We start from the raw sequence: 23,543 nt of genomic DNA, 5'->3' as shown, positions 1-23,543 counted from the left end.
GGATCCTTAGAGGGCGGGCCGGTTGGAGGCGGGCGGGGTGGGGTGGAGGAGGCGGGCGCGGTGCAGCGGAGCGGGGTCGGCCCAGTCCCGTACGTCGACGAGCTCGGGCAGGAAGCCGTGGGCGTGCAGGGCCGCCGACTGCTGGGCGAGCAGGGCGAGGCGGCCCTCGGAGAGGTCGGGGTGCAGGGTGCGGTGGGTGTCGGAGCGATAGGCGCCGGCAACGCCCTCGGCGCCCGCGCCGGTCTCGGCACCGAGGATGCGGGCCACGTCGTCGGGCCGTTCCGCGGCCCAGTCGGCGGCGCGCAGGAGCACGGCGAGGAAGCGGTCGACGAGGTCCGGGTGGTCGTCGAGGAGACGGCGGTGGACGGTGATGGGCCGCGGTGTGCCGTTGTTCACGCGCTGCGTGCGGTCGGGCAACTCGTCAAGTTCCAGGGCGACTTCGGCTCCGATGCGGCGGGCCGCCTCGACGGAGAGCGCTCCCTTGACGTAGACGGCGTCGACGTCGCCACGCTGGAGGGCGGCGAGCTCCGCGGCCCACTGTCCGGTGTGCCCCTCGGCGGGTACGTCTACGAGGGTGGCGTCGTCGAGGCCGAGCCCCGCCGAGGCGAGCGCGCCCTCGAAGCCGCGCAGGGCCATCGCCCGCCAGAAGTCGATGGCGATGCGGTGGCGGGGCGCGGCGAGGCGCAGGCCCCGCAGCGCGGCGGCGCCCCTGATGCCCGAGCCGGGCGCGACCAGGATCGTCTGGCGCTCCTCGATCCAGGTGAGGCCGACGAGCCGCGTCTCCTCGCCGCGCGAACGGGCCCACAGGGCTGGGACGTTGCCGCCCTCGCGGAAGAGGCCGGGCAGCGCGTGCGTGTAGTGCGTGCGGCGGTCGACGTCCCGGTCGGCGTCCTGAAGGGACCGTACGGCGATGCCGTCCGGCGCGAACTCGGCGGTGAGCCACTGCTGGTCGGCGGCGATACCGGTCGCGGTGGGCACGGGACAGCGGGTGAACCAGAGGGTGTCCGGGACGGCGGTCGTGGCGGTCGTCGTCCGGGCGTGGGCATGCGTCATGGCGGGTTCCCGGGGTGGAGAGGCATGGGGGCGGCGGGGAGTGCGAACGCGGGCCGCGGCGGCATGCGGGTGCCGCGCGGGGAGGCAGGCTCGCGGGCCTGCCGGTGAGGGTCTGTGGTGTCAGCGACAGGTGGCGCTGGAGACGCGCGCCAGGTCGATGTGCCGGCGCAGCGTGAACAGGGACGCGACCAGGGGCGGGGCAAGCGCGGCGGCGCGGCGAAGGCTACCGGTCATGGCGCTGCTCCCCTCTGCGTTCGTGCGGTCCGTGCTCGTGGCGCGGTGGTGACGGGTGCACAGTGGCACGCCGTCGGCCGGACCGGCAAGCCGCTTCCCATCCTGTGGGAACGGGTGTGAACGGAGTGTTTCAGATGGCAATTTGAGTCCGCCATGGCCGCCGTTGAGGCCCGTCGAGGCTGCCGTAATGTGGGAACCCAGAGCCCGAGCACATGCACGTACGACCCATAGGGAGCCCCCACCGTGACCGCCCCCACCGCGCCCCGTACTCCCGGCGGCGCGCAGGCAGTGCAGCGCGCTCTGGACGTCCTGCACTGCTTCCACGACAACGGGCCCGACCTCAGTGCGTCCGACCTGGCGCGCCGCCTCACCCTGCCCGTCTCCACCGCACACCGTCTCGCCCGCACCCTCCTGGGCGCGGGCTTCCTCGAGCAGGACTTCCGTACGGCGCGCTACCGGCTCGGCCCGGCCGTGACGGAGCTCGGGCGGCTTTCCTACCACCAGCGCGGGCTGCACCTCGCCGCTCCGGAACTGGCCGATCTGGCCGAGCGCACCGGCGCGACCGCGGATCTGGCGCTGCGCAGCGGGCCGCACGCAGTGATCGTGGCGGGCGGCTCGGTCACGCCGAAGGTCGGCCTGCGCCGGCCGCTGCACTCCACGGCGCTGGGCAAGGTGCTGCTCGCCTGGGGGCGGCCCGGGGAGTCGGACCTCGCCTCACTGCCGCCGCTGCGCGCCTTCACCGACCGCACGATCGTCGAACCGGCGGCGCTGGCAGCCGAGTTGGAGCACGTGCGGCGCGACGCGTACGCGCTCAACGACGGCGAGTCGGCGCACGGCGTGCGCACCCTGGCCGTGCCGGTTCTCGACCGTGCGGGGCACGCCCGGTTCGCCCTCGCGGTCCGGGCGACGCCCGAGCTGATCACGGACGGGCGCACCGAGTGGTTCCTTGACCGGGCACGGACCTGCGCCCGCGCCCTGGAGGTGCTGCTGCTGCCGCCCGGGGAGCGCCGCCAGGACCAGTAGGCACGGCGCGCTGTGCCCACCTAGTGGTGCGGCTCGTAGCCCGGGATCGTGCCGTCCCCCTTCTTCACCAGGAAGAGCCCCACCATCCCCATGTCGGAGTGACTCTGGACATGGCAGTGGTACATCCAGGCGCCCGCCCCGACCCCCTCTCCCGCGATGATCTGGAAGCCGAACGAGTCCGCGGGGCCGACGATCTTGTTGTCGACGACCTGGCTCGGGTCGTCCGGGCCGGTCAGCATGCCCGTGCGGTTGTCCGCCCAGCGATGACCGTGCATGTGGAAGGTGTGGTAGTACTCGCCGTGCGTGATCATGACGATCTCGACGCGATCGCCCACCGTGGCCTCGAAGTCGGGGGCCTCGTGCGCCAGCTTGTTGTTGATGGTCATGTCGTTGAAGACGATCGTGAACGTGGCGTCCGGCAGGACGTCGCCCTTGCGCCGGACGATGACCGGCCCGTACAGGCCCTTGCGGATGCCGCCGGTGCCGTGTTCCGTGCCGACGACGTGGTCGTGGTAGTGCCAGTACCCCGCACTGCCCGCGCGCCACGTGCCGTCCTTGCGCCGGCCGGGGACGTGCGTCCGCCAGGTGTAGGTGCGCCTGCCGCCGGGCTCGACGTCGCTCCTGTTGAGCTTGGTGCCGTCGCTGGAGACCTCGTAGTCAAGGCCGTGGACGTGCAGGCTGGCCGCCACGTCCATCGTGTTCTCGAACTCGATGTGCAGGGTGTCACCCTCGTTGAGCTCGATCAGAGGGCCGGGTACGGACGCCTTGCCCTTCTCGAACCCGTAGCCCATCTGCCCGTCCGCGAGCTTCTCGGCGTACATCTTGATGCGCTTGACCTCACCGCCGGCCGGAGCCGTGCGCACCGGGCCGTCCGCCGGGGCGGCATCCGTCGCCGCGATGAGTGACAACGATGTCGCCGTCGTCGCGGCGGCGGCCCCGCCCATCAGCACCCGTCGGTTGAAGCTGCGTCTGTCCATGCCGAACTCCCCACTCTCGTACGGGACTTACGCGGACGTGGCACCAGGGCCTCGCGTGACGACCAGAGAGACGGTAACCGGGTGATCTTCGTTTATCCACACTCAGGACAAAGTTCGCGCCACTGCGGCCATACCTATTGGCGAGCCGCGAAAAGAGGTCTAGCTTCATCCGCGCCGTACCTGTGACCGACGAGGGGTGGGTGAACTCATGCGGTCCACGCCGCATCAAAAACCCTTGGGCGTAAGAGGGTTGGACAGAGACAGACGCAGACGACGCCGCGCAGTCGCCGCGATCCTGGCGTCCGGGGCGGTCGCCGCCGGACTCCTCACCGGGCCCGCCGCCAGCGCGCGTCCGGGTCCCGAACCATCCATGACAACGATGTCCCTGCCGTCGCCTCCCGGCGGCTCGAATGTGCGCGTCCTGGTGTACTACGGCTCCGCCGCGGGTGGTGACGAGTCACCGGTAGTGAACGCGGGCATCGCGGCCATCGAGAAGATCGGCCAGAGCGGCCCCGCCGCCCAGCGCTTCAAGATCACGGCGACGGACGACGCGTCCGTGTTCACCGACGCCACCAAGCTGGGCCGTTTCAACGCGGTCGCCTTCCTGACCGGCGGCGGCGACGTGCTCGACCCGGACCAGGAGGCGGGGCTCGAGTCGTACATGGAGGCCGGCGGCGGATTCGTAGGCATCCACGACGCGGCCCGTGCCGAGCCGTACTCGGACTGGTTCACCGGACTGATCGGCGCGCGCCCGGCGGACTCAAGCCCGGCGAACGTCCAGCGGGCCACCGTCGAGGTCGGTGACCGACAGCATCCGGCCACCCAGGACCTTCCCGTGCAGTGGAAGCGGCCCGACCAGTGGCTGAACTGGGTGAAGAACCCGTCCGGCTCGGTGCACACCGTGGCCCGGGTCCGCGAGTCGACGTACCAGCCGGGCGCGAGCGCCAACGGTGCGGACCACCCGGTGTCCTGGTGCCGCGACTACGACGGCGGACGCTCCTTCTACACGGGCATGGGCGGCACGGCCTCCAGCTACGACGAGGTCGACTTCCAGTCGCATCTGCGCGGCGCCCTGCTGTGGACGAGCCGCATCGTGCGCGCCGACTGCAAGGCCGCGATCGACTCCAACTACAAGGCCGAGCGCCTCACCCAGCCCAACCAGCCCGGTCAGAACGACCAGATCGGTGAGCCGCACGGCCTGGTCACCGCCCCCGACGGGCGGGTCCTGTACATCGGGCGCGGCGGCGCTGACTCCTCGCAGCCGGTGGTCACCGACTGGAACAACCCCGACGTCGGCAAGGGCAAGGGCGAGATCCACGTCTACGACCCGAAGACGAAGAAGGTGACCGAGGCCGGGGCGCTCACCGTCTTCGGCAACAAGGGCGGCGGCGACGAACTCGTCAAGGTCGAGGAGGGCCTGCTCGGCATCGAGCTCGACCCGAAGTTCGAGCAGAACGGCTGGGTGTACCTGCACTACACGCCGCACTCGCAGATCGACCGCGACAAGCAGATGGCCGAGCGCCGCGTCTCGCGCTTCACGCTCGACCTGGACACGAACAAGCTGGACATGGGCAGCGAGAAGGTGCTGCTCAAGTGGCCGGTGCAGATCCACAGTTGCTGCCACGCGGGCGGCGGGATGGCCTGGGACTCCAAGGGCAACCTGTACATCGCGACCGGTGACAACAACTCCAGCCGCTTCAGCGACGGTTACTCGGGCAATAACCCCGAGCCCAACTACAAGGGCGTCTCGTTCGCCGACGCGCGCCGCACCGCCGGCAACACGAACAACCTCAACGGCAAGATCCTGCGCATCCACCCGGAGGCCGACGGCACGTACACGCTGCCGGAGGGCAACCTATTCACGGGCAAGGAGGCCGCGGAGGGCGGCGGCAAGACACGCGGCGAGATCTATGTGATGGGTGTCCGCAACCCGGCGCGCATCTCCGTCGACAAGAAGACCGACACGCTGTACGCGGGCTGGGTCGGCCCGGACGCCGGTGAGCCGTCGACGACCTGGGGTCCGGCGAAGTACGACACGTTCGCCGTCATCACCAAGGCGTCCAACCGCGGCTGGCCGTACTGCATGGGCAACAAGCAGCCCTACCGCGACCGCAATCTGCCGGACCCGACGAAGCCGCTCGGCTGGTACGACTGCGACCACCTGAAGAACGAGTCGCCGAACAACGACGGTCTCGTCAACCTGCCGCCGATGACCGCCAACAACATCTGGTACTCGCCGCAGGGCGGGGCACCGGACTACCCGCGCGACGCCAACGGCATCCCCTCGTACAAGAAGGAGGAGGCCAAGTACCTCCTGCCGTGGCTGAAGGGCGGCGGGCAGGCCGCGATGGACGGGCCCGTCTACCGCTACGACGCGTCGATCCCGAACGCGGACAAATGGCCGAGCTACTGGGACGGCAAGTGGTTCGTCGGCGACTTCTACGACGCCACGCAGCCGCGGCACGCGGTGATCACCGACCCGAAGACGGCCGGTGACGGCGGCATCCCGGTGCACGCCGAGAACCTCAAGAAGATCGTGCCGGTCGGCAACGACGGCATCAAGAACCTCATGGACTGGAAGTTCGGCCCCGACGGCGCGCTCTACGTCCTCGACTACGGCCGTGGCTTCTTCACCTCGGATGCCAAGTCGGCCCTGTGGAAGGTGACTTACACGGGCGGCGAGGCGACCCCTGCGGCCGGTGACCTGGCCAGGAAGGCGCAGTGATGAGGATGCGCACCAAGAACCGGCGAAGACTGTGGACGGCGCTGTTCGCCGCCGTGCTGCTGATGCTCGGACTCGGCTCCCCCGTCGCGTTCGGGCAGGACGCCCCGGTCGCCGCGGCCCAGCAGGTCCTGAACTGGACCGGCAGCGACGACATCACCAAGTACGCCTCGGCGCCGACGACGGCGGTGGCGGGCGCGACAACGATCGTCTTCGAGAACAGCGCGGCGACCGGCAACACCATGGGCATGCCGCACACGCTGACGTTCGACACGTCGGACCCCGAGTACAACAACGACGTGTCGGTGAACATCCTGGCCAACCCGAACGACGGTGAGGGCGGCAAGCACTCGGTCGAGGTCACCCTGACCCCGGGCCGTTACCGCTACCACTGCACGATCCCCGGCCACGAGGGCATGCAGGGCATCCTCGTCGTGACCGAGGGCGGCGGCGAGGACACGGCCGCGCCGGAGACCTCGGCCAAGGTCGACGGGCAGAAGAACGCCCAAGGGGAGTACGTCGGTTCGGCGTCGGTCAGCGTGACGGCGACGGACACGGGCTCCGGGGTCGACAAGGTCGAGTACGCGGTCGGCGCCGACGGCGCGTGGCAGCCGTACACGACCGCGGTGGTCGTCGACCAGGTCGGTACGCACAAGATCCGCTACCGGGCGTCCGACAAGGCGGGGAACGTGGCGGCGGAGAAGTCGGTCGACTTCACCGTGGTCGCGCCGCCGACGGACGACAAGACACCTCCCGAGACCTCGGCGACGGTCAGCGGCGAGAAGAACGACAAGGGCGAGTACCTCTCGATGGCGACGGTCACGGTGACGGCCTCCGACAACGGCTCTGGAGTCAACTCCATTGAGTACGCGGTGGGTTCGGACGGCACCTGGCAGCCGTACACCTCCCCTGTGATGGTGCACGAGGTGGGCGCGCACACGGTCCGCTACCGCGCCGCGGACAAGGCGGGGAACCAGGCCGCGGAGAAGTCGGTCGACTTCACCGTGGTCGCGCCGCCCGTGCAGGACAAGACGCCGCCCGAGGTGTCGGCCAAGGTCGACGGCGAGAAGAACTCCGACGGCGCGTACCTCAAGAGCGCCAAGGTGACCGTCTCCGCGACGGACGCCGACTCGGAGGTCGACAAGATCGAGTACTCGCTCGACGCGGGCCCTTACCTTGCCTACACCGCGCCGGTCGTGGTGGACCGGGCGGGCGCGCACACGGTCGCGTACCGGGCGAGCGACAAGGCCGGCAACACATCGGCGGCGAAGTCGGAGGCCTTCACGGTCACGACGGGCGGCGGGGTCCCGGCGCCCGACTGCGCCGAGTTCGACGAGCGGTTGACGGTGATTGTCGGCACGGTCGACACGGGCATCCCGAACCGGGTCACCAACAACCGGTGCCGGATCAACGAGTTGATCGAGGACGAGCGGGAGTGGACCTCGCAGGCCCTCTTCCTCAAGCACGTCAAGACCGTCACCGACAAGCTCCTCAAGGAAGGCGTGATCGACCAGCGCGAGTACAACAAGATCAACCGCGCCGCCAAGCAGTCGGGGATCGGCAAGCCCGGCCAGACCGAGGGCTACCGCAAGATCTTCGACGGCACGCAGGGCTCGCTCGACAAGTGGGAGCAGGTCGGCGGCGGCAAGTTCGGCCTGAACGCGGACGGCTCGATCACGTCGAGCACCACGGTCGAGGGCATGGGCATGCTGTGGTTCCCGCAGCGCAAGTACGGCGACTTCTCGCTGAAGCTCCAGTGGCGGGACGACGCGCCGGGCACGGGCAACGCCAACGGCGGTGTCTTCGTGCGCTTCCCGTGGGTCCACGACAACCCGGAGGAGTCGCGGCCCGAGTGGGTCGCCATCAAGTACGGGCACGAGGTGCAGGTGCTCGACAAGCCTGACGGCGACATGTACAAGACCGGTTCGATCTACGGGTTCGACCGGGTGGGTCTCGCGGGCGCGGGTGTCACCCAGAAGGGCACGTGGAACGACTACGAGATCCGTGTGGTCGGCCAGCACTTCTCGGTCCTGCGCAACGGCGTCCTGATCAACGAGTTCGACAACACGGGCGGTCAGGTCTTCGAGCCGCCGCGCGGGGACGACCCGGGCACGGATGGCCGGCGGTACTCCTCCGGCTATGTCGGACTCCAGGTCCACAGCACGACGGACGTCATCTCGTACCGGGACATCCGCATCAAGGAGCTGTAATCAGGCCATGGAGCTGTAACAGGTCGTGGAGCTGTAACAGGCAGTATGTGTAAGGCAGTTGAGCGAGTCGAGCCGGGTCAGTCCTCGTGTCTGGCCCGGCTCGGCTGTACCCGCTTGGGCTCGCCCGGCATCTTCGGGTACTCGGGCGGGTACGGCATGTCGCCGAGGCCGCGGTCCCGTTCGTCCCGGTCGGCGAGTTCGAGGAGCGCGTCAAGCCGGAAGGCGTGCTCGTCCATGTCCTCGTGGACGTCGCCGAGTTCGGCGTAGCGGGCCGGCATCGACCCGATGTCGAAGTCGGCCGGGCGCGCGTCGTCGACCTCGTCCCAGCGCAGCGGCGCGGAGACGGGGGCGTTCGGCCGTGGCCGTACCGAGTAGGCGGAGGCGATGGTGCGGTCGCGTGCGGTCTGGTTGAAGTCGACGAAGATGCGCTCGCCGCGCTCCTCCTTCCACCAGGCCGTGGTGGCGCGGTCGGGCATACGGCGCTCCAGCTCGCGGCCGCAGGCGATGGCCGCGCGGCGCACCTCGACGAACGTCCAGTGCGGGGCGATCGGCACGAAGACGTGCATGCCGCGGCCGCCGGACGTCTTGGGCCAGCCGCGCAGCCCGCCGAAGTCATGGAGGACGGAGCGCAGCTCGTGGGCGGCGCGGACGGCGTCGGTGTAGTCGGTGCCGGGCTGCGGGTCGAGGTCGATGCGCAGCTCGTCGGGGTGGTCGGGGCGCGCGCGCCGGACGGGCCAGGGGTGGAAGGTGAGGGTGCCGTACTGGGCCGCCCAGATGACGGCGGCGATCTCGGTGGGGCACATCTCGTCCGCGTGGCGCCCGCTGGGGAAGGTGATGGTGCCGGTGGGGATCCAGTCGGGCAGGTTCCTGGCGGCGCGCTTCTGGTAGAAGGACTCGCCGTCCAGGCCCTCGGGGTAGCGCTGGAGGGTGGTGGGGCGGTCGCGCAGGGCGCGCACGATGCCGGGGCCGACGGAGAGGAAGTAGCGGGCGAGGTCGAGCTTGGTGTATCCGGGCTCGGGGAACATGACCCGGTCCGGGCTGGACAGGCGTACCGTCCGCTCCCCCGCCTCCAGCTCCACGGCCGCACCGTTCGACTTGCCCATGCGGGCCACGCTAGGCGCAACGGCCTCCGTGCGCATACCGGGCGGGTGACGGCGTATCGCGACAGAATCGGCTCATGGTCATGGATCTGCCGGTGATGCCGCCCGTGAAGCCGATGCTCGCCAAGTCCGTCGCGAAGATCCCGCCGGGGATGAGTTACGAGGCGAAATGGGACGGCTTCCGCGCGATCGTCTTCCGGGACGGCGCCGACCTGGAGATCGGCAGCCGCACGGGCAAACCCCTGACCCGCTACTTCCCCGAGCTGGTCGCCGCCCTCCTCGACCGGCTGCCGCAGCGCTGTGTCCTGGACGGCGAGATCGTGATCGCCAGGGACGGCCGGCTCGACTTCGACGCGCTCACCGAACGCATCCACCCGGCCGCGTCCCGGGTGAGGACGCTGGCGGAGCGGACCCCGGCGTCGTTCGTGGCGTTCGACGTACTGGCCCTCGGCGACGAGTCGCTGATGGACACGCCCATGGTGGACCGCCGGGCCCGCCTGGCCGAGGCGCTGTCGGGCGCGACGCCGCCCGTCCACCTGGCCCCGTCGACGACCGACGCCGAGCTGGCGCAGACGTGGTTCGAGCAGTACGAGGGCGCGGGCCTCGACGGGGTGATCGCCAAGCCGTTCGACCTGCGCTATCGCGAGAACGAACGCCTGATGTTCAAGATCAAGCATGAGCGGACCGCGGACTGTGTCGTGGCGGGCTACCGCTTCCACAAGAGCGGCCCGGTCGTCGGCTCCCTGCTGCTCGGCCTGTACGACGACGAGGGCGTCCTCCAGCATGTGGGCGTGTGCGCGGCGTTCACAATGAAACGGCGTACGGAGCTGATCGCGGAGCTTGAGCCGCTGCGCCTCGAGTCGACGCAGGACCATCCGTGGGCCGCGTGGACCGAGGAGTCGGCGCACGAGAAGTCCCGCCTGCCCGGGGCGACGAGCCGCTGGACCGGCAAGAAGGACCTTTCGTGGGTACCCCTCGAACCGCGGCTCGTCGCCGAGGTGGCGTACGAGCACATGGAGAACGGCGCACGCTTTCGCCACACGGCCCGCTTCCGCCGCTGGCGCCCGGACCGGACGCCCGAGAGCTGCACGTACGCGCAGCTGGACGAGCCGGTGCGGTACGACCTGGCGGATGTCCTGCGCTAGGGGGTGTCCGGCGGATCGTGGCCGGACACCCCCGTGCCGATATGAGCGTCGGCTCACGTGAGCTCCGCCAAGTATGTCGAACACGTTCGACCGGAACTGATCGATCCGCTGCCGGGCGGGTATCACCCACACGTGCGAATACGACGGGTGCGGGTGAGGCGCGTGCGGCGGGCCGCGATCGTCGCGGCGGTCCTGGCCGCTACGGCCGCCGGGTGCACGGTCGGCGACGGACACCCGCCGGACGGCCACTCCGCGAGCCCCACCGGAGGGGGAAGCCGTGGCCCCGTTCTCGCCGTGAAGATCGACAACGTGGGTCCCGCCCGCCCGCAGACCGGCATCGGCCGGGCCGACATCATCTACGCGGAGCAGGTCGAGAGCGGTCTGAGCCGGCTGATGGCCGTGTACGCGACCCGGCTGCCGCCCGTGGTCGGCCCGGTGCGCAGCGCCCGCGAGACCGATCTCGAACTGCTGCGGCAGTTCGACCGCCCCACGCTCGCGTTCTCCGGCGCCCAGTCGAAACTGCTGCCGCTGATCGCCGAGGCCCCGCTCGACGCGCTCCCGCCCGGCAAGGCCCCGGCCGCCGCCTACTTCCGCGGCAGCGACAAGCCTGCGCCGCACAACCTCTACCTCCGACCCGGCAAGCTGGGCGTGACGCCGCAGGCGGGCGCGCTGGCGGCGGCCGGGGTCACATTCGGGGCGCGCCCGCCGGGCGGGCAGGCGAAGAACGCCCTCACCGTGCGCTTCCCGGCGGCGCGCTTCACCTTCAACTGGTCGGCCCAGACCGGTAGTTGGCAGGTATCGATGGACGGCACCCGGGCACGCACCACGGACGGCGGGATGCTGAACGCTTCGACCGTCGTCGTCCAGTACGTCGATGTCCGCAGCTCGCGGTTCCACGACCGGTCGGGGAACACGTCACCGTTCTCCGACACCGTGGGTTCGGGCAAGGCGACGGTACTGCGGGACGGCCTGGCGTACGACGTCCGGTGGGAGCGGCGCTCGGCGGCCGACGGCACACAGTTCACGACGGCGGGCGGCGGCAAGCGCATGACGTTCGCGCGCGGGCAGGTGTGGGTCCTCTTCGCCGAGCGGTGAGAGCCCCGGCTCGCACCGGGACACCGTCGTCAGGCCTTCGCGAGCGGCTCCGTCGGATGGCGAAGCCCCTCCGCCGCGTCCGAGACGCGCTGGATCAGGTCGAAGAACACGGCCTGCTCGTCGGCGGACAGCGGCGCGAGGAAGATCTGATTCATCCGGGCCGTGCGCACGGTCAGTTTGCGGTGGACGCGCGTCCCGTCGCCGGTGAGGCGCAGCAGGGAGCGGCGGCCGTCCTGCGGGTCGCGCACCTTGTCGATCAGTCCACGGCGGCTGAGGCGGCTGATGACCTCGGCGATGGTCGAGCGGTCGAGGCCGACGCGCTCGCCCACGGTGCGCTGGTCGAGGCCGGGCTCGGCGACGAGCGCGTTCAGGACGGCGAACTGCGGTGAGGTGATCTCCTCGGAGACCATCGTGTTCCACAGCAGGTAGTGCGCCTGCTGGAGGCGCCGGGCCAGGTGCCCCGGGTGGGTGGTCAGATCCACCGCGGCCATCGCGGACCTCCGGAATTTTTCGGGTGTGTACTGACCAATACTCGACCATAGGGCAGCCCGTGTCGAGTCGACTCCCCTGCTTCCCACCGTCGTATCCCCGAACTATTGACGGTTTGGGCATGCGGTGGCACCGTAAGCGCCAGTCACATAAATGCTCAGTGCGCTGAGCATTTCAAGTTCGTGGAGAGGCTGGCTCGGATGGACAAGGTGGTGGCGACGGCCGCGGAAGCGGTCGCCGACGTGGGGGACGGGGCGTCCCTCGCAGTCGGCGGGTTCGGCCTGGTCGGCGTCCCGAACGTGCTCATCGGCGCGCTCCACGAGCGCGGCACCACGGGCCTGAGCGTGGTCTCCAACAACTGCGGGGCGCTGGACTCGGGCCTGGCCGTGCTGCTCGCGGCCGGGCGGATCGCCCGGGTCACCGGGTCGTACATCGGCGCCAACAAGGAGTTCGCCCGCCAGTACCTGTCCGGCGAGGTCGAGGTCGAGATGATCCCGCAGGGCACGCTCGCCGAGCGCCTGCGGGCCGGCGGCGCCGGCATCCCCGCGTTCTACACGCCCGCCGGCGTCGGCACCCAGGTCGCCGAGGGCGGACTCCCCTGGCGCTACGACGGCCAGGGCGGCGTCGCGCTGGCGTCCCCGCCCAAGGAGGTCCGCACCTTCGACGGCACGGACTACGTCCTCGAGCGCGGCATCCGCACCGACTTCGCCCTCGTGCGCGCCGCCAAGGGCGACCGCCACGGGAACCTCGTGTTCAACAAGTCCACCCGCAATTTCAACCCCCTCGCCGCGATGGCCGGACGCGTCACCGTCGCCGAGGTGGAAGAACTCGTCGAACCCGGCGACATCGACCCCGACGCCGTGCACGTGCCCGGCATCTTCGTCCAGCGCGTCGTGCCCCTCACGCCCGCGCAGGCCACGGACAAGCAGATCGAACGGCGCACCGTCTCCGCGCCTGAGGCACGAGGAACGGTGAGCAGCTGATGGCCTGGACCCGTGAAGAGATGGCCGCGCGCGCCGCCCGCGAGCTGCGCGACGGCCAGTACGTCAACCTCGGCATCGGCCTGCCGACGCTCATCCCGAACCACCTGCCGCCCGGCGTCGAGGTCGTCCTCGAATCCGAGAACGGCATCCTGGGCGTCGGCCCCTACCCGGCCGACGACGAGGTCGACCCCGATCTCATCAACGCCGGCAAGGAGACCGTCACCGTCCTGCCCGGCGCCTCGTACTTCGACTCGGCGCTCTCCTTCGGCATGATCCGCGGCGGCCACATCGACGTCGCCGTCCTCGGCGCGATGCAGGTCTCCGCCCGCGGCGACCTCGCCAACTGGGCCGTCCCCGGCAAGATGATCACCGGGATCGGCGGGGCCATGGACCTCGTCCACGGCGCGCGGAGGGTCATCGTCGCCATGACCCACACCGCCAAGGACGGCACCCCCAAGATCGTCGAGGACTGCACGCTGCCGCTGACCGGCAAGGGCTGCGTCAACCGCGTCATCACCGACCTCTGCGTCCTCGACGTCACCGCCGACGGGCTCGAACTCGTCGAGCTGGCCCCCGGCGTCACCGTCGACGACGTCACCGCGAGGACTGCCGCCAAGGTCCGCATCCCGGAGGAAGCCCGATGAAGGACGTCTACGTCGTCGATGCCGTCCGCACGCCGGTCGGCAGGTACAACGGCTCCCTCGCCTCCGTGCGCCCGGACGACCTCGGCGCGCATGTCATCCGTGAACTGCTCACGCGTACACCGGAGTTGGACCCGGCGCTGATCGGCGACGTGTACTTCGGCAACGCCAACGGCGCGGGCGAGGAGAACCGCAACGTCGGCCGCATGGCGGGGCTGCTCGCCGGGCTGCCCACCTCCGTGCCCGGCGTCACCGTCAACCGGCTGTGCGCCTCCGGCCTCGAAGCCGTCATCCAGGCCGCGCGGGCCATCGCGCTCGGCGACATCTCCATCGCGGTGGCCGGCGGCGTCGAGTCGATGACGCGCGCTCCCTACGTGCTCCCCAAGAACGACCGGCCGTTCCCCGCGGGCAACATGGAGCTGTACTCCACGACCCTGGGCTGGCGCATGGTCAACCCCCGGATGGAGCCGCAGTGGACCGTGCCGCTCGGCGAGTCGGCCGAGCTGATCGCCGACAAGCACGGGATCACGCGTGAGCAGCAGGACGCGTACGCGCTCGCCTCGCACGAGAAGGCATCCGCCGCGCAGAAGAACGGCCTGTTCGACGCCGAGATCGTGCCGGTGGCCGTGCCGCAGCGCAAGGGCGACCCGCTCGTCGTCGCGCGTGACGAGTGTGTGCGCGAGAGCGCGTCGCTCGAGGCCATGGCCAAGCTCAAGCCGTCGTTCCGCAGCGAGAACGGGACGGTGACCGCGGGCAACGCGTCGCCGCTCAACGACGGCGCCGCCGCGCTTCTGCTCGTCGACGAGGAGGGTCTGAAGGCCACCGGCCGCGAGCCGCTCGCCCGGGTGACGGCCTCCGGGGTCGCCGCGATCGACCCGCACTACTTCGGGCTCGGCCCCGTCGAGGCGGTCAACCGCGCGCTTACCAGGGCAGGCAAGGGGTTCGGCGACCTGACCACCCTCGAACTGAACGAGGCGTTCGCCGCGCAGGTCCTCGGCTGTGTGGCCGAGTGGCCCGAGTTCGACCCCGCGATCCTCAACCCGCGCGGCGGCGCCATCGCGATCGGCCACCCGCTCGGCGCGTCCGGCGCGCGGCTCGCCGGATCCGTCGCGCACCAGCTCACGGCCGCCGGTTCCGGCACCGGCGTCGCCACCCTCTGCATCGGCGTCGGACAGGGCCTCGCCCTCGTCCTCGAACGCTAAGGACTCAGGAACCCACCATGGCACTCACCCAGTCGGACATCGACGTCGAGGTCGCGGACCTCCAGAGCGCGTACGACAAGGCGCGCGCGGGCGGCGCGCCCGCCCAGCACCACCCGGCGCGCGACTACGCGCCGTACCGCAGCTCGCTCCTGCGGCACCCGAAGCAGCCGCTCGTCGCCGTGAACGGCGGCGACCCGGAGACCGTCGAGCTGTCCGGGCCCGTCTTCGGCGCCACGGACATCACCGACATCGACCAGGACCTGACGCGTCAGCACGCGGGCGAGCCGCTCGGCGAGCGCATCACCGTCTCCGGACGACTGCTCGACAGCGACGGCCGCCCCGTGCGCGGCCAGCTCGTGGAGATCTGGCAGGCCAACGCGTCGGGCCGGTACGCGCATCTGCGTGACCAGCACCCGGCGCCGCTCGACCCCAACTTCACCGGCGTGGGGCGCACGCTGACGGATGATCAGGGCCGCTACTCCTTCACCACCGTGAAGCCGGGCGCGTACCCGTGGCGCAACCACACCAACGCGTGGCGCCCCGCACACATCCATTTCTCCCTGTTCGGGGACGCGTTCACGCAGCGGCTCGTGACACAGATGTACTTCCCGAACGACCCGCTGTTCCGCTACGACCCGATCCTGCGCTCGGTGACGGACGACGATGCGCGCGACCGCCTGGTCGCGGCGTACAACCACGACCTGTCCCAGCCCGAGTTCTCCCTCGGCTACGAGTGGGACATCGTCCTCGACGGTCCCTCCGCCACCTGGATCGAGGAAGGCCGATGACCTCCGTGCCCGAGAAGCTCCTCCCCACGCCGTCGCACACCGTCGGCCCGTTCTACGGCTACGCCCTGCCGTTCCCCGAGGGCGAGCAGGTCGCGCCGAAGGGCCATCCCGACACGATCGCCCTGCACGGCTACGTGCTCGACGGCGAGGGCGCCCCGGTGCCGGACGCCATCCTGGAGTTCTGGCAGGCCGGACCCGACGGCTCGCTCGACGGGGCACCCGGCTCACTGCGCCGCGACCCCACGACCGGCGGTCATCTCGGCCGCAACGGCACGGACTTCACCGGATTCGGCCGGGTCGCCACGGACGCCGACGGGCACTACGCCCTCTTCACACTGCCGCCGGGCAACGCGGGACTGCCGTACGTCAGCGTGTGCGTGTTCGCGCGCGGTCTGCTGCACCACCTGTTCACCCGCGCCTACCTCTCCGACGGCGCGGACCCGCTGCTCGACTCACTGTCAGCCGAGCGGCGCGCGACGCTGCTCGCGCAGCCGCAGGAAGACGCGCACCGCACGTACCGTTTCGACATCCGCCTTCAGGGCGAAGGCGAAACGGTCTTCCTGGAGTTCCAGTGACACACGTCGATCCTGACGCCGATCCCGACGCCGGGCTGCTCTCCCCCGGCCGGGCGGGCTCACCCGCCGAGTCGGACACCTCGGACGCGGCAGTCCTGCGCGCCCTGCTCGACGCGGAGGCGGGGCTCACCCGGGCGCAGGCCGCCCTTGGCCTTTCGCCCGTGGCCGCGGCGGACGCGGTGACGCGCGCCGCCGCGGACGAGGGGCGCTTCGACCTCCGTGACCTCGCGCTGCGTGCCCGCTCCGGGGGCAACCCGGTGATCCCGCTGGTCGCCGACCTGACGGCCGCCGTGGCCGGGGAGCACGCCCCGTACGTCCACCGGGGCGCCACCAGCCAGGACATCCTGGACACGGCGCTCATGCTGGTCGCGGCCCGGACACTGGACGGGGTGCTCGGCGACCTGGCGCGCACACAGAGCGCGCTCGGCCGGCTCGCATCCGCGCACCGCGACACCGTCATGCCGGGCCGTACGCTCACGCAGCACGCCGTGCCGACGACGTTCGGCCTGAAGGCGGCAGGCTGGCGCTCGCTCGTCCTCGACGCACGCGACCGGCTGAACACCGTGCGGGCTTCGCTTCCTGTCCAACTGGGCGGCGCGGCAGGCACGTTGGCGGCGTTCGGTGTGTTCGGCGCCACGAACGCCGGTGAGCTGACCGAGGCGTACGCGGCCGAACTCGGCCTGGTCGCACCCGTGTTGCCGTGGCACACCCTGCGCACCCCGGTCGCCGACCTCGCGGGCGCGCTCGCCTTCACGGCCGGGGCCCTCGCGAAGCCGACGGCGGACGTGCTCACGCTGTCCCGTACGGAGATCGGCGAGCTGTCGGAGGGGGCGGGCGGCGGTTCCTCCGCGATGCCGCACAAGGCGAACCCGGTCAGGGCCACGCTCGTCGCGGCGGCCGCCCGCCGCGCACCCGCGCTCGCCGCGACGCTCTACGCGTCGATGGCGGCCGAGGACGAGCGCCCCGCCGGCGCCTGGCACGCGGAGTGGGAGCCGCTGCGCGACCTCCTGCGGCTCGTGGGCGGCGCGGCGCGCGACGCGGCCGAGCTCGCCGAGGGGCTTCAGGTCCACGCGGACGTGATGCGTGAACACCTCTTCGCCACCCATGGGTTGATCGTCTCGGAGCGCCTGGCCGCCGAGCTGGCGCCCCTGCTCGGGCGCGCCCGCGCGAAGTCCCTGCTCACCGAGGCGGCACGGCGCACCCGCGCCGAGGACAGGCCCCTGGCCGAGATCCTGGCCGACGAGCCCGGCCTCAAGGGCGTCGACCTGGCCGACCTCACCGACCCCGCTCGTTACACCGGCTCCGCCGGAGCCCTCACCGACCGTGCCCTGGAGCGACGTTGAGCACTGCATCCCCCGACCGCGGCACCCTTCTTCACCACCGCGCCGAAGGCCCCGCCACCGCTCCCCCGCTCCTCCTGGGCCCCTCGCTCGGCACCTCCACCGCCCTGTGGGACCTGGTCGCGCCCGAACTGTCCGTCACCCACCGTGTGGTGCCCTGGGACCTGCCGGGACATGGAAAGTCCCCGGCAGGCCTGATCGGCCCGGGTGCGACCGTCGCCGATCTGGCCGGGCTCGTCCTGGATCTCGCCGACTCTCTCGGCATCGAGCGCTTCGCGTACGCGGGGGTGTCGCTCGGCGGCGCGGTGGGCCTGCACCTCGCGGTCCACCACCCACAGCGGGTGTCGAGCCTCGCGGTGATCTGCTCGTCGGCGCACTTCGGCGGCTCGAAGCCCTGGGAGGAACGGGCCCGGCTCGTACGCCACGAGGGGCTCGGCCCGGTCGCGGAGACCGCCGACCGGCGCTGGTTCACGCCCGGATTCACGGTGCCCGCCCTCATCGAGGACCACCGCACCGCCGACTCGGAGGCGTACGCGGCCTGTTGTGACGCGCTCGCCGCGTTCGACATCCGCGAGGAGCTCGCCTCGATCACGGCCCCCACGCTGCTGATCGCGGGCCGCGAGGACCCGGCGACGCCGCCCGCGCATCTGCGGGAGATCGCCGACGCGGTGCCCGGCTCGTCGCTCGTCGAGATCGCGGGTGCCTCGCACCTCGCCCCCGCCCAGTGCCCCGAACCCGTGATCACGGCGCTGCGGGCCCAGCTCGGCGGGGGCGTCAAACGCGGGATGGAGGTACGCAGGCAGGTGCTCGGCGACACGCACGTCGACCGCGCGCAGGCCCGGCAGAGCCCCTTCACGGCCCGCTTCCAGGACTTCATCTCGCGCTACGCGTGGGGCGAGATCTGGACCGACCCGACGCTGACGCGCCGCGAACGCTCCATGATCACGATGACGGCGCTGGTGGCCCACGGCCACTACGACGAGCTGGCGATGCATGTGCGCGCCGCGCTGCGCAACGGCCTGACGCCGGACGAGATCGGCGCCGTACTGCTGCAGTCCGCGGTGTACTGCGGTGTCCCCGCGGCGAATTCGGCGTTCGCGGTGGCGCAGCGGGTCCTCTCCGAGGAGAGCGGCGAGGGCCCGGCGGCAGGCTGAGCCCTCGCACACGCCGGCGGTCAGCGCAGGCCGCGTCCCGTGTCCAGGACCTCGCGGGCGCGGGCGGCCAGGCCCTCGGCGCCGCACGACCTGGCAAGGGTGAGGCCTCGGGTGAGTTCCGCGACCGAGCGGGCGGCGATGCCGTACTCGACGCGGGCCACCGCGTGTTCGTACGCGCAGGGCGACGCTTCGAGGTACGTGACCGACTTCGCGTAGAGCGTCAGGGAGCGCTGGCCGCTCTCCAGGGCGGCTTCGCAGCGCAATGCCTCCCCGATCGCCGTGTCCGTGCCGAAGCGCTCGGCCTGGAGCCGGGCGTCGGCGGCCAGTTCCCTGGAGCGCTTCGGGTCCTCGGTGGCGAGCGCGCGGGCCAGGTCGCAGGCCCAGGGCGCCATGATCGTGTTGTGTCCGCCGCGGGCGGTGGCCGCCTTGGCCGCCGCCTCCAGCTCGCTGACGCCCTCCTCGGTGCGGCCCGCGGCGATCAGCAGGCGTCCGCGGACGGAGTGCGCGTCGGGCAGGACGATCGTGGAGGGGTAGGGCGGGCCGAAGGAGTAGCGGTCCGCGATCTCCATCGCCTCGCCGATCCGGCCGCGGGCCACGAGTGTGTCGATGAGCATGCACGCGGCGTCCCAGTGCATGGGCAGGCCGCGGCCGACGCGGTCGGCCAGGCGCAGGCTCTCGCGCAGGACGGCCTCGGCGTCGGTGAGGCGGCCGCGCCTGCGGTGGACGTAACCGACGAAGGCGTGCGCGAGCGCCAGATGGCCGCCGCTCCAGCCCGCGGTCTCGTAGGCGCGTACGGCCTCGCTGAACAGGCTCTCCGCGCGGTCGAGCCGGTCGGCGAAGAGATAGGCGCTGCCGAGCATGGCGAGGAGTTCGAAGCCCCACTCGGGGTCGGTCCAGCCGAGGCCCGGCGCGAGGCGTTCGTTGACGAGGGAGCGGTCGCAGAGTTCGACCACCTCCTCCGCGTTCTCGCCGCGCGTCATCGCGTCGAAGGCGCGCAGGACGAGCAGGACCCGCTCGGGGTTGTCCCGGCCGGTGAGGGAGCCCGCGAGCGCGGCGAGATTGCGGGAGCGGCCCGGGGAGTCCTCCTCGCCCGCGTGGATGCCCTCCCACATGTAGCGCATGGCCTGGAGGCGGAGGCGGGCCGGACCCGGGTCGAGCCGCGCGGCCTCCGCGTCGATCTCGCGCAGCGCCTCTTCCAGCTGGTTGTTGTGGACGAGGGCCTGAGACAGCCGGCACACGGCGTCCACGCGCGCGTCCCCGTCGAGGCCCGGGTCGGTGTCGAGGGCCTGGCGCAGGTAGCCGATGGTGACGGCGGGCGAGGTGAGGAGGGTGGCGCAGCCCAGCTCGTAGAGCAGTTCGGACCGTACGTCGGGCAGCGGCGGTTCCTGGAGGGCACGCTCCAGACAGCGGCGGGCGGCCTCCGGGGCGCCGACCGCGAGGTGTTCGCCGGCCGCCGCGCGCAGCTGCTCGACGAGTTCGGGGTCGTCGTCCGGGTGGACCTGGAGCAGATGCCGGGAGGCGGCCGCGGCACCGTGGCCCGAGGCGGTGACGGCCCAGGCGGCCTGCCCGTGCATGGCGGTGCGGGTGGCCGCCGGGATGGAGCGGTACACGGCGCTGGCGATCAGCGGGTGCACGAACTCCAGCCCCACGGCGCCGTCTTCGTACGTCGCGTCGGTGAGGATGCGGGAGGCGCGCAGCAGCACGGCACAGCGGCCGGCCTCGCCCGGCGTCATCCCGGCGAGGCGCGCCGCGAGGTCGTGGGCGATCCGGGTGCCGAGGATGGCGGCGGCCCAGGCGAAGCGCGTCGCGTCGGTGCCGAGGCCTTCGAGGCGAGCGACGAGGCCGCGGCCGCGCGCCGACTTGTTCAGGGCGCGCAGCTCGCCGGCCGAGCCCTCCGCGGGTTCGAGTTCGCTGTCCTGGACCTTGGCCAGGAGCTCGACTGTCTCGTACGGGTTGCCGCCGGTGACGGCCCACACCTCGCGGCAGAAGGGGGCGTCGGCGTGCTCGCCGAGGCTGGCGCGGGTGAGGCCCGCGGTGGCGTCGGGGGTGAGGGCGTACAGGGTGGTGCGGGGCCGGGCGGCGGCGCCGACGGCTTCGAGGTGGCCGGTGGAGGCGGCGGTCGCCTCGCCGTCGCGGTGGGCGACGACTACGAGGACAGGGAGGTCGTCGAGGCGTTCGGCGAACGCGGCGAGCCAGTGGAGAGTCTCCTCGTCGGCCCATTGCGCGTCGTCGACGAGCAGGACGAGCGGCCAGTGCAGCCGGGCGAGCCGGGACACGGCCGCGACGAGTCCGTCGCGCACACCCTGCGGGTCGGCCTGGCGGCCGCCCGGTTCGGCTATGCCGAGGGCGGGGCCGGCGATCTCGTACCAGTCGCCGAAGTACTCGCGGGCCTCCTCCTGCGAGAGCGCGAGGAGGGCGGGCTGCAGCAACTGGCGCACGACGTTGAAGGGGACGGAGGTGACGGTCTCGCCGCCGCGGGCCGACCAGACCGTGGCCCGTCCCGCCGCGATGCGGCGCACCTCTTCGAGGAGGGCGGTCTTGCCGATGCCCGCTTCGCCCCTGAACACGACGAGGCTGCCCGACGACGCCGCGTCCCCGCAGAGTTCGCCGAGCGCCCGCTCGACGTCCGCGATCTCCTTGTCCCGCTCCCACAGGGCGGCCGAGGCGGCTCCTTCAGGCCGACTCTGCGTCATCCCGTACCCTCCCGAAGTCGCTCAATCGACGTACAGACGTCGAGAGTAGCCGGAGCCTGGGGGTTGTGGGTGGGGGTCTGCGCAGGTCTTCGCCGTAAGTGAGAAGGTGCCCTTCCGGAACCGGACCTGCCCCCTCTCATGCCTCTTTCACGCACGCCTCATACTGTGGCGCACATGACCCAGGTGACTCCCCCCGGCTGGTACCCCGATCCCGGCCAGAAGCCCGAAGGCCCCCGCACCGAACGCTGGTGGGACGGCAGCGTGTGGACGGAGCAGACCCGTGCCGCCGAGGCCGGCGCCGCGCCCGCCCCGCCCGCGTACGCGCCGGCGGCTCGCGGCGCGCATCCGCAGACGTACGGCTATCCGCAGACCTCCCAGCCGCAGGGGCAGTTCGGCCATCCCGGATACCCGGGCTACCCCGCGTACCCGGAGCCGAAGCCGAGACGCGGCCTCAAGATAGCCATCGCCGCCGGTGTCGCCGTAGTGGTGCTCGGCGGCATCGTCGGCGGGGTGTACGCGCTGACGTCCGGGGACGGCGACGGCAAGAGCGACCGGGCCGACTCCTCGTCAAGTCCCTCTGCTTCTCCGCGACTTCCTCAGGGGCCGGGGGACGGTCCTGGCGGGAGCGGGGGCGGTGACGGGTCCGGTGGTTCCGGTGGCGAGAGTGGCGCTCCGCAGGCGCCGGGTCCGGGCGACGGTTTCGCCGCCGACCTCGTCAACGGGGTGTCGATGCCCGTGCTCGACGGCTGGACCGGCGGCACGACGAAGGGCGGCAACGCGGGGGTGACGACCGGCCCGTACGCCTGCCCCGGCGACACGAAGCAGCAGTGTGTGCGCGGCGGCGCGTTCTCGGCGTCGGCCGAGGCGCTGAAGCTCAAGGCGACCGGCGCGGAGGCCGCGGCCAAGGAGGACATCTCCAAGAACGCGCAGGAGTCCTACGGCGGCGCGATCTACGGGAAGATCACCTCACACAAGGAACTGGCGTCCCAGGCCGTCACCGTGGCCGGCCAGAAGGGCTACCTGGTGCGCTGGCAGGTCGTCACGGCCAAGGGCGACGACGGCTACGTCGAGTCGCTGGTCTTCCCCGCGCCGGCCAACCCCAAGTCGCTGGTCGTCGTCCGCTTCGGCATCGACGTGAACGACAAGGCGCCGGACGTGACCTCGATGGACAAGATCACCAAGGGCATCAAGAAGTCCGCGATCGCCGAGGGCGGCGGCAACGGGCAGGACGTGTAGGGCCCCACACAACACGTGCAGGCCCCGTGTAGGCCCCCGTAACAACCCGTCGGCGCCACAGGGGAAAGCCCAGGGGCCGGGCGGGTCCCCCTCCGCTCAAGGAGGGACCCGTCCGGCCCGGGGGTGCGCGCCGCGCCCGTCCCCACGGTGCGGCGCGGGCAGACCGCCGTCCGGTCATCCCGACAGACGGCGGCCTCCCGTTCAGGTGGCTTCGCTCAGGCCGAGTGCGGGCAGCACCACGGCGTCGACGAAGCGGGTGAGGTAGTCCGCGTCCGCGTACCGGCCCTCGAGGACCGGGCGGAAGCGCTGCACCCCGAGCAGCTGGGCGGCCAGGAACTCGACGGCCGGATGGTCCGCGGCGATCTCGCCGCGCGCCACGGCCCGGTCGACCATCGCCCCGAGCGCGGCCAGCTCCGGCTCGACCAGGGCCTCGCGCAGCGCCCCCTGGAGTTCCTCGTCACTGAGGACCGCATGGCCGAGGGCCTGGACGAGCTGAGTGTCGCGTCCGGCCTGCTGCGCCGCCGCGCGAGCGGCCGAGCGCAGGTCCCCGGCGAACGTACCCGTGTCGATACTGGCGAACTTCACGCAGCGTCCCGCCCGCAGTGCGGCGGCCACGAGCTGCGGCTTCGTCTTCCACTGCCGGTAGAGCGTGGACTTGCTGCAGCACGCCTGGGCCGCGACGCCCTCCATGGTGAGCGCCTCGTAGCCGTTCTCGCGGAGCTGGTCGAGGACCGCGCCGTAGAACTCCCGCTCGCGCTCCGGAGTGATCTTGGAGCGGCGCGAAGTGGTCACTGATGTGCCTGCCTGCTCCTGGGACTCCATGGCTCTTCTCCTCGCGATCTTCGCTATCGATACGCCAGTGTACCGGTACGCCAGCGTTTCG

General features: G+C 71.6%; 20 protein-coding genes. 13 read left to right on the top strand and 7 right to left on the bottom strand.

Annotation, left to right across the window (positions count from 1 at the left end):
- Positions 1-6: 6 nt before the first annotated feature.
- Both ACY0PA_RS34255 and ACY0PA_RS34250 read right to left on the bottom strand, forming a co-directional pair.
- Positions 7-1,053 carry an ABC transporter substrate-binding protein gene (locus ACY0PA_RS34255; RefSeq protein WP_473081323.1) on the bottom strand — a complete coding sequence of 349 codons (1,047 nt, stop codon included), beginning with the start codon at positions 1,051-1,053 and terminating at the stop codon, positions 7-9.
- A 120-nt stretch (positions 1,054-1,173) separates the two neighbouring features.
- On the bottom strand, positions 1,174-1,287 hold the full coding sequence (locus ACY0PA_RS34250) for a putative leader peptide (protein WP_473081322.1): 114 nt from the start codon (positions 1,285-1,287) through the stop codon (positions 1,174-1,176).
- A 243-nt stretch (positions 1,288-1,530) separates the two neighbouring features.
- Between ACY0PA_RS34250 and ACY0PA_RS34245 the strand changes: the two genes are divergently transcribed.
- Positions 1,531-2,310 carry an IclR family transcriptional regulator gene (locus ACY0PA_RS34245; protein ID WP_473081321.1) on the top strand — a complete coding sequence of 260 codons (780 nt, stop codon included), beginning with the start codon at positions 1,531-1,533 and terminating at the stop codon, positions 2,308-2,310.
- Between the two features lie 20 nt (positions 2,311-2,330).
- Here ACY0PA_RS34245 and ACY0PA_RS34240 read toward each other — a convergent pair whose 3' ends face one another.
- Complete coding sequence (locus tag ACY0PA_RS34240; RefSeq protein WP_473081320.1) at positions 2,331-3,287, bottom strand: multicopper oxidase domain-containing protein; 957 nt, start codon at positions 3,285-3,287, stop codon at positions 2,331-2,333.
- Between the two features lie 208 nt (positions 3,288-3,495).
- Between ACY0PA_RS34240 and ACY0PA_RS34235 the strand changes: the two genes are divergently transcribed.
- Complete coding sequence (locus ACY0PA_RS34235) at positions 3,496-6,012, top strand: ThuA domain-containing protein (RefSeq protein WP_473081319.1); 2,517 nt, start codon at positions 3,496-3,498, stop codon at positions 6,010-6,012.
- A gap of 5 nt (positions 6,013-6,017) precedes the next feature.
- Positions 6,018-8,219: an OmpL47-type beta-barrel domain-containing protein gene (locus ACY0PA_RS34230; RefSeq protein ID WP_473081318.1), complete on the top strand. Its 2,202-nt coding sequence runs from the start codon at positions 6,018-6,020 to the stop codon at positions 8,217-8,219.
- A gap of 77 nt (positions 8,220-8,296) precedes the next feature.
- On the opposite strand, the gene ligD is transcribed toward ACY0PA_RS34230, so the two are convergent.
- Positions 8,297-9,322, bottom strand: coding sequence for a non-homologous end-joining DNA ligase (gene ligD, locus ACY0PA_RS34225; protein ID WP_473081317.1), 1,026 nt, complete (start codon positions 9,320-9,322; stop codon positions 8,297-8,299).
- 80 nt (positions 9,323-9,402) lie between these two features.
- Here ligD and ACY0PA_RS34220 point away from each other — a divergent pair, with 80 nt between their 5' ends.
- Complete coding sequence (locus tag ACY0PA_RS34220; protein WP_473086519.1) at positions 9,403-10,464, top strand: ATP-dependent DNA ligase; 1,062 nt, start codon at positions 9,403-9,405, stop codon at positions 10,462-10,464.
- A gap of 132 nt (positions 10,465-10,596) precedes the next feature.
- On the top strand, positions 10,597-11,559 hold the full coding sequence (locus ACY0PA_RS34215; RefSeq protein WP_473081316.1) for a DUF3048 domain-containing protein: 963 nt from the start codon (positions 10,597-10,599) through the stop codon (positions 11,557-11,559).
- Between the two features lie 29 nt (positions 11,560-11,588).
- Here ACY0PA_RS34215 and ACY0PA_RS34210 read toward each other — a convergent pair whose 3' ends face one another.
- Entirely contained in the window at positions 11,589-12,050 is a 462-nt protein-coding gene (locus tag ACY0PA_RS34210; protein WP_454396339.1) for a MarR family winged helix-turn-helix transcriptional regulator, read from the bottom strand.
- 198 nt (positions 12,051-12,248) lie between these two features.
- Between ACY0PA_RS34210 and ACY0PA_RS34205 the strand changes: the two genes are divergently transcribed.
- From ACY0PA_RS34205 to pcaDC, 7 genes are read left to right on the top strand one after another with little or no spacing between them, the layout of a single operon-like run.
- Positions 12,249-13,031, top strand: a complete 783-nt coding sequence (locus ACY0PA_RS34205) for a CoA transferase subunit A (protein WP_473081315.1) — start codon at positions 12,249-12,251, stop codon at positions 13,029-13,031.
- The gene (locus ACY0PA_RS34200) at positions 13,031-13,675 is read left to right on the top strand and encodes a CoA transferase subunit B (RefSeq protein ID WP_473081314.1); all 645 of its coding nucleotides are present in this window, start codon (positions 13,031-13,033) and stop codon (positions 13,673-13,675) included. The genes ACY0PA_RS34205 and ACY0PA_RS34200 overlap by 1 nt, the downstream gene beginning before the upstream one ends.
- Positions 13,672-14,874 carry a thiolase family protein gene (locus tag ACY0PA_RS34195; RefSeq protein ID WP_473081313.1) on the top strand — a complete coding sequence of 401 codons (1,203 nt, stop codon included), beginning with the start codon at positions 13,672-13,674 and terminating at the stop codon, positions 14,872-14,874. Before ACY0PA_RS34200 ends, ACY0PA_RS34195 begins: the two co-directional genes overlap by 4 nt.
- Before the next feature lie 17 nt (positions 14,875-14,891).
- Complete coding sequence (gene pcaH, locus ACY0PA_RS34190) at positions 14,892-15,662, top strand: protocatechuate 3,4-dioxygenase subunit beta (protein WP_473081312.1); 771 nt, start codon at positions 14,892-14,894, stop codon at positions 15,660-15,662.
- Positions 15,659-16,237 (top strand): protocatechuate 3,4-dioxygenase subunit alpha, encoded by a 579-nt coding sequence (gene pcaG, locus ACY0PA_RS34185; RefSeq protein WP_473081311.1) that lies wholly within the window; start codon positions 15,659-15,661, stop codon positions 16,235-16,237. Before pcaH ends, pcaG begins: the two co-directional genes overlap by 4 nt.
- Positions 16,234-17,580, top strand: coding sequence for a 3-carboxy-cis,cis-muconate cycloisomerase (gene pcaB, locus ACY0PA_RS34180; protein ID WP_473081310.1), 1,347 nt, complete (start codon positions 16,234-16,236; stop codon positions 17,578-17,580). The genes pcaG and pcaB overlap by 4 nt, the downstream gene beginning before the upstream one ends.
- Positions 17,577-18,731: a bifunctional 3-oxoadipate enol-lactonase/4-carboxymuconolactone decarboxylase PcaDC gene (pcaDC, locus tag ACY0PA_RS34175; RefSeq protein ID WP_473081309.1), complete on the top strand. Its 1,155-nt coding sequence runs from the start codon at positions 17,577-17,579 to the stop codon at positions 18,729-18,731. Before pcaB ends, pcaDC begins: the two co-directional genes overlap by 4 nt.
- Before the next feature lie 20 nt (positions 18,732-18,751).
- Here pcaDC and ACY0PA_RS34170 read toward each other — a convergent pair whose 3' ends face one another.
- On the bottom strand, positions 18,752-21,424 hold the full coding sequence (locus ACY0PA_RS34170; RefSeq protein WP_473081308.1) for an ATP-binding protein: 2,673 nt from the start codon (positions 21,422-21,424) through the stop codon (positions 18,752-18,754).
- 174 nt (positions 21,425-21,598) lie between these two features.
- Between ACY0PA_RS34170 and ACY0PA_RS34165 the strand changes: the two genes are divergently transcribed.
- Positions 21,599-22,660 carry a DUF2510 domain-containing protein gene (locus ACY0PA_RS34165; RefSeq protein ID WP_473081307.1) on the top strand — a complete coding sequence of 354 codons (1,062 nt, stop codon included), beginning with the start codon at positions 21,599-21,601 and terminating at the stop codon, positions 22,658-22,660.
- 201 nt (positions 22,661-22,861) lie between these two features.
- Here ACY0PA_RS34165 and ACY0PA_RS34160 read toward each other — a convergent pair whose 3' ends face one another.
- Positions 22,862-23,482: a TetR/AcrR family transcriptional regulator gene (locus tag ACY0PA_RS34160; protein ID WP_473081306.1), complete on the bottom strand. Its 621-nt coding sequence runs from the start codon at positions 23,480-23,482 to the stop codon at positions 22,862-22,864.
- Positions 23,483-23,543: the final 61 nt, after the last annotated feature.

This window comes from Streptomyces sp. DS1-CR2 (assembly GCF_055760475.1).
The sequence above is the reverse complement of the archived record's forward strand: the minus strand, read 5'-3'. Positions and strand labels throughout refer to the sequence as shown.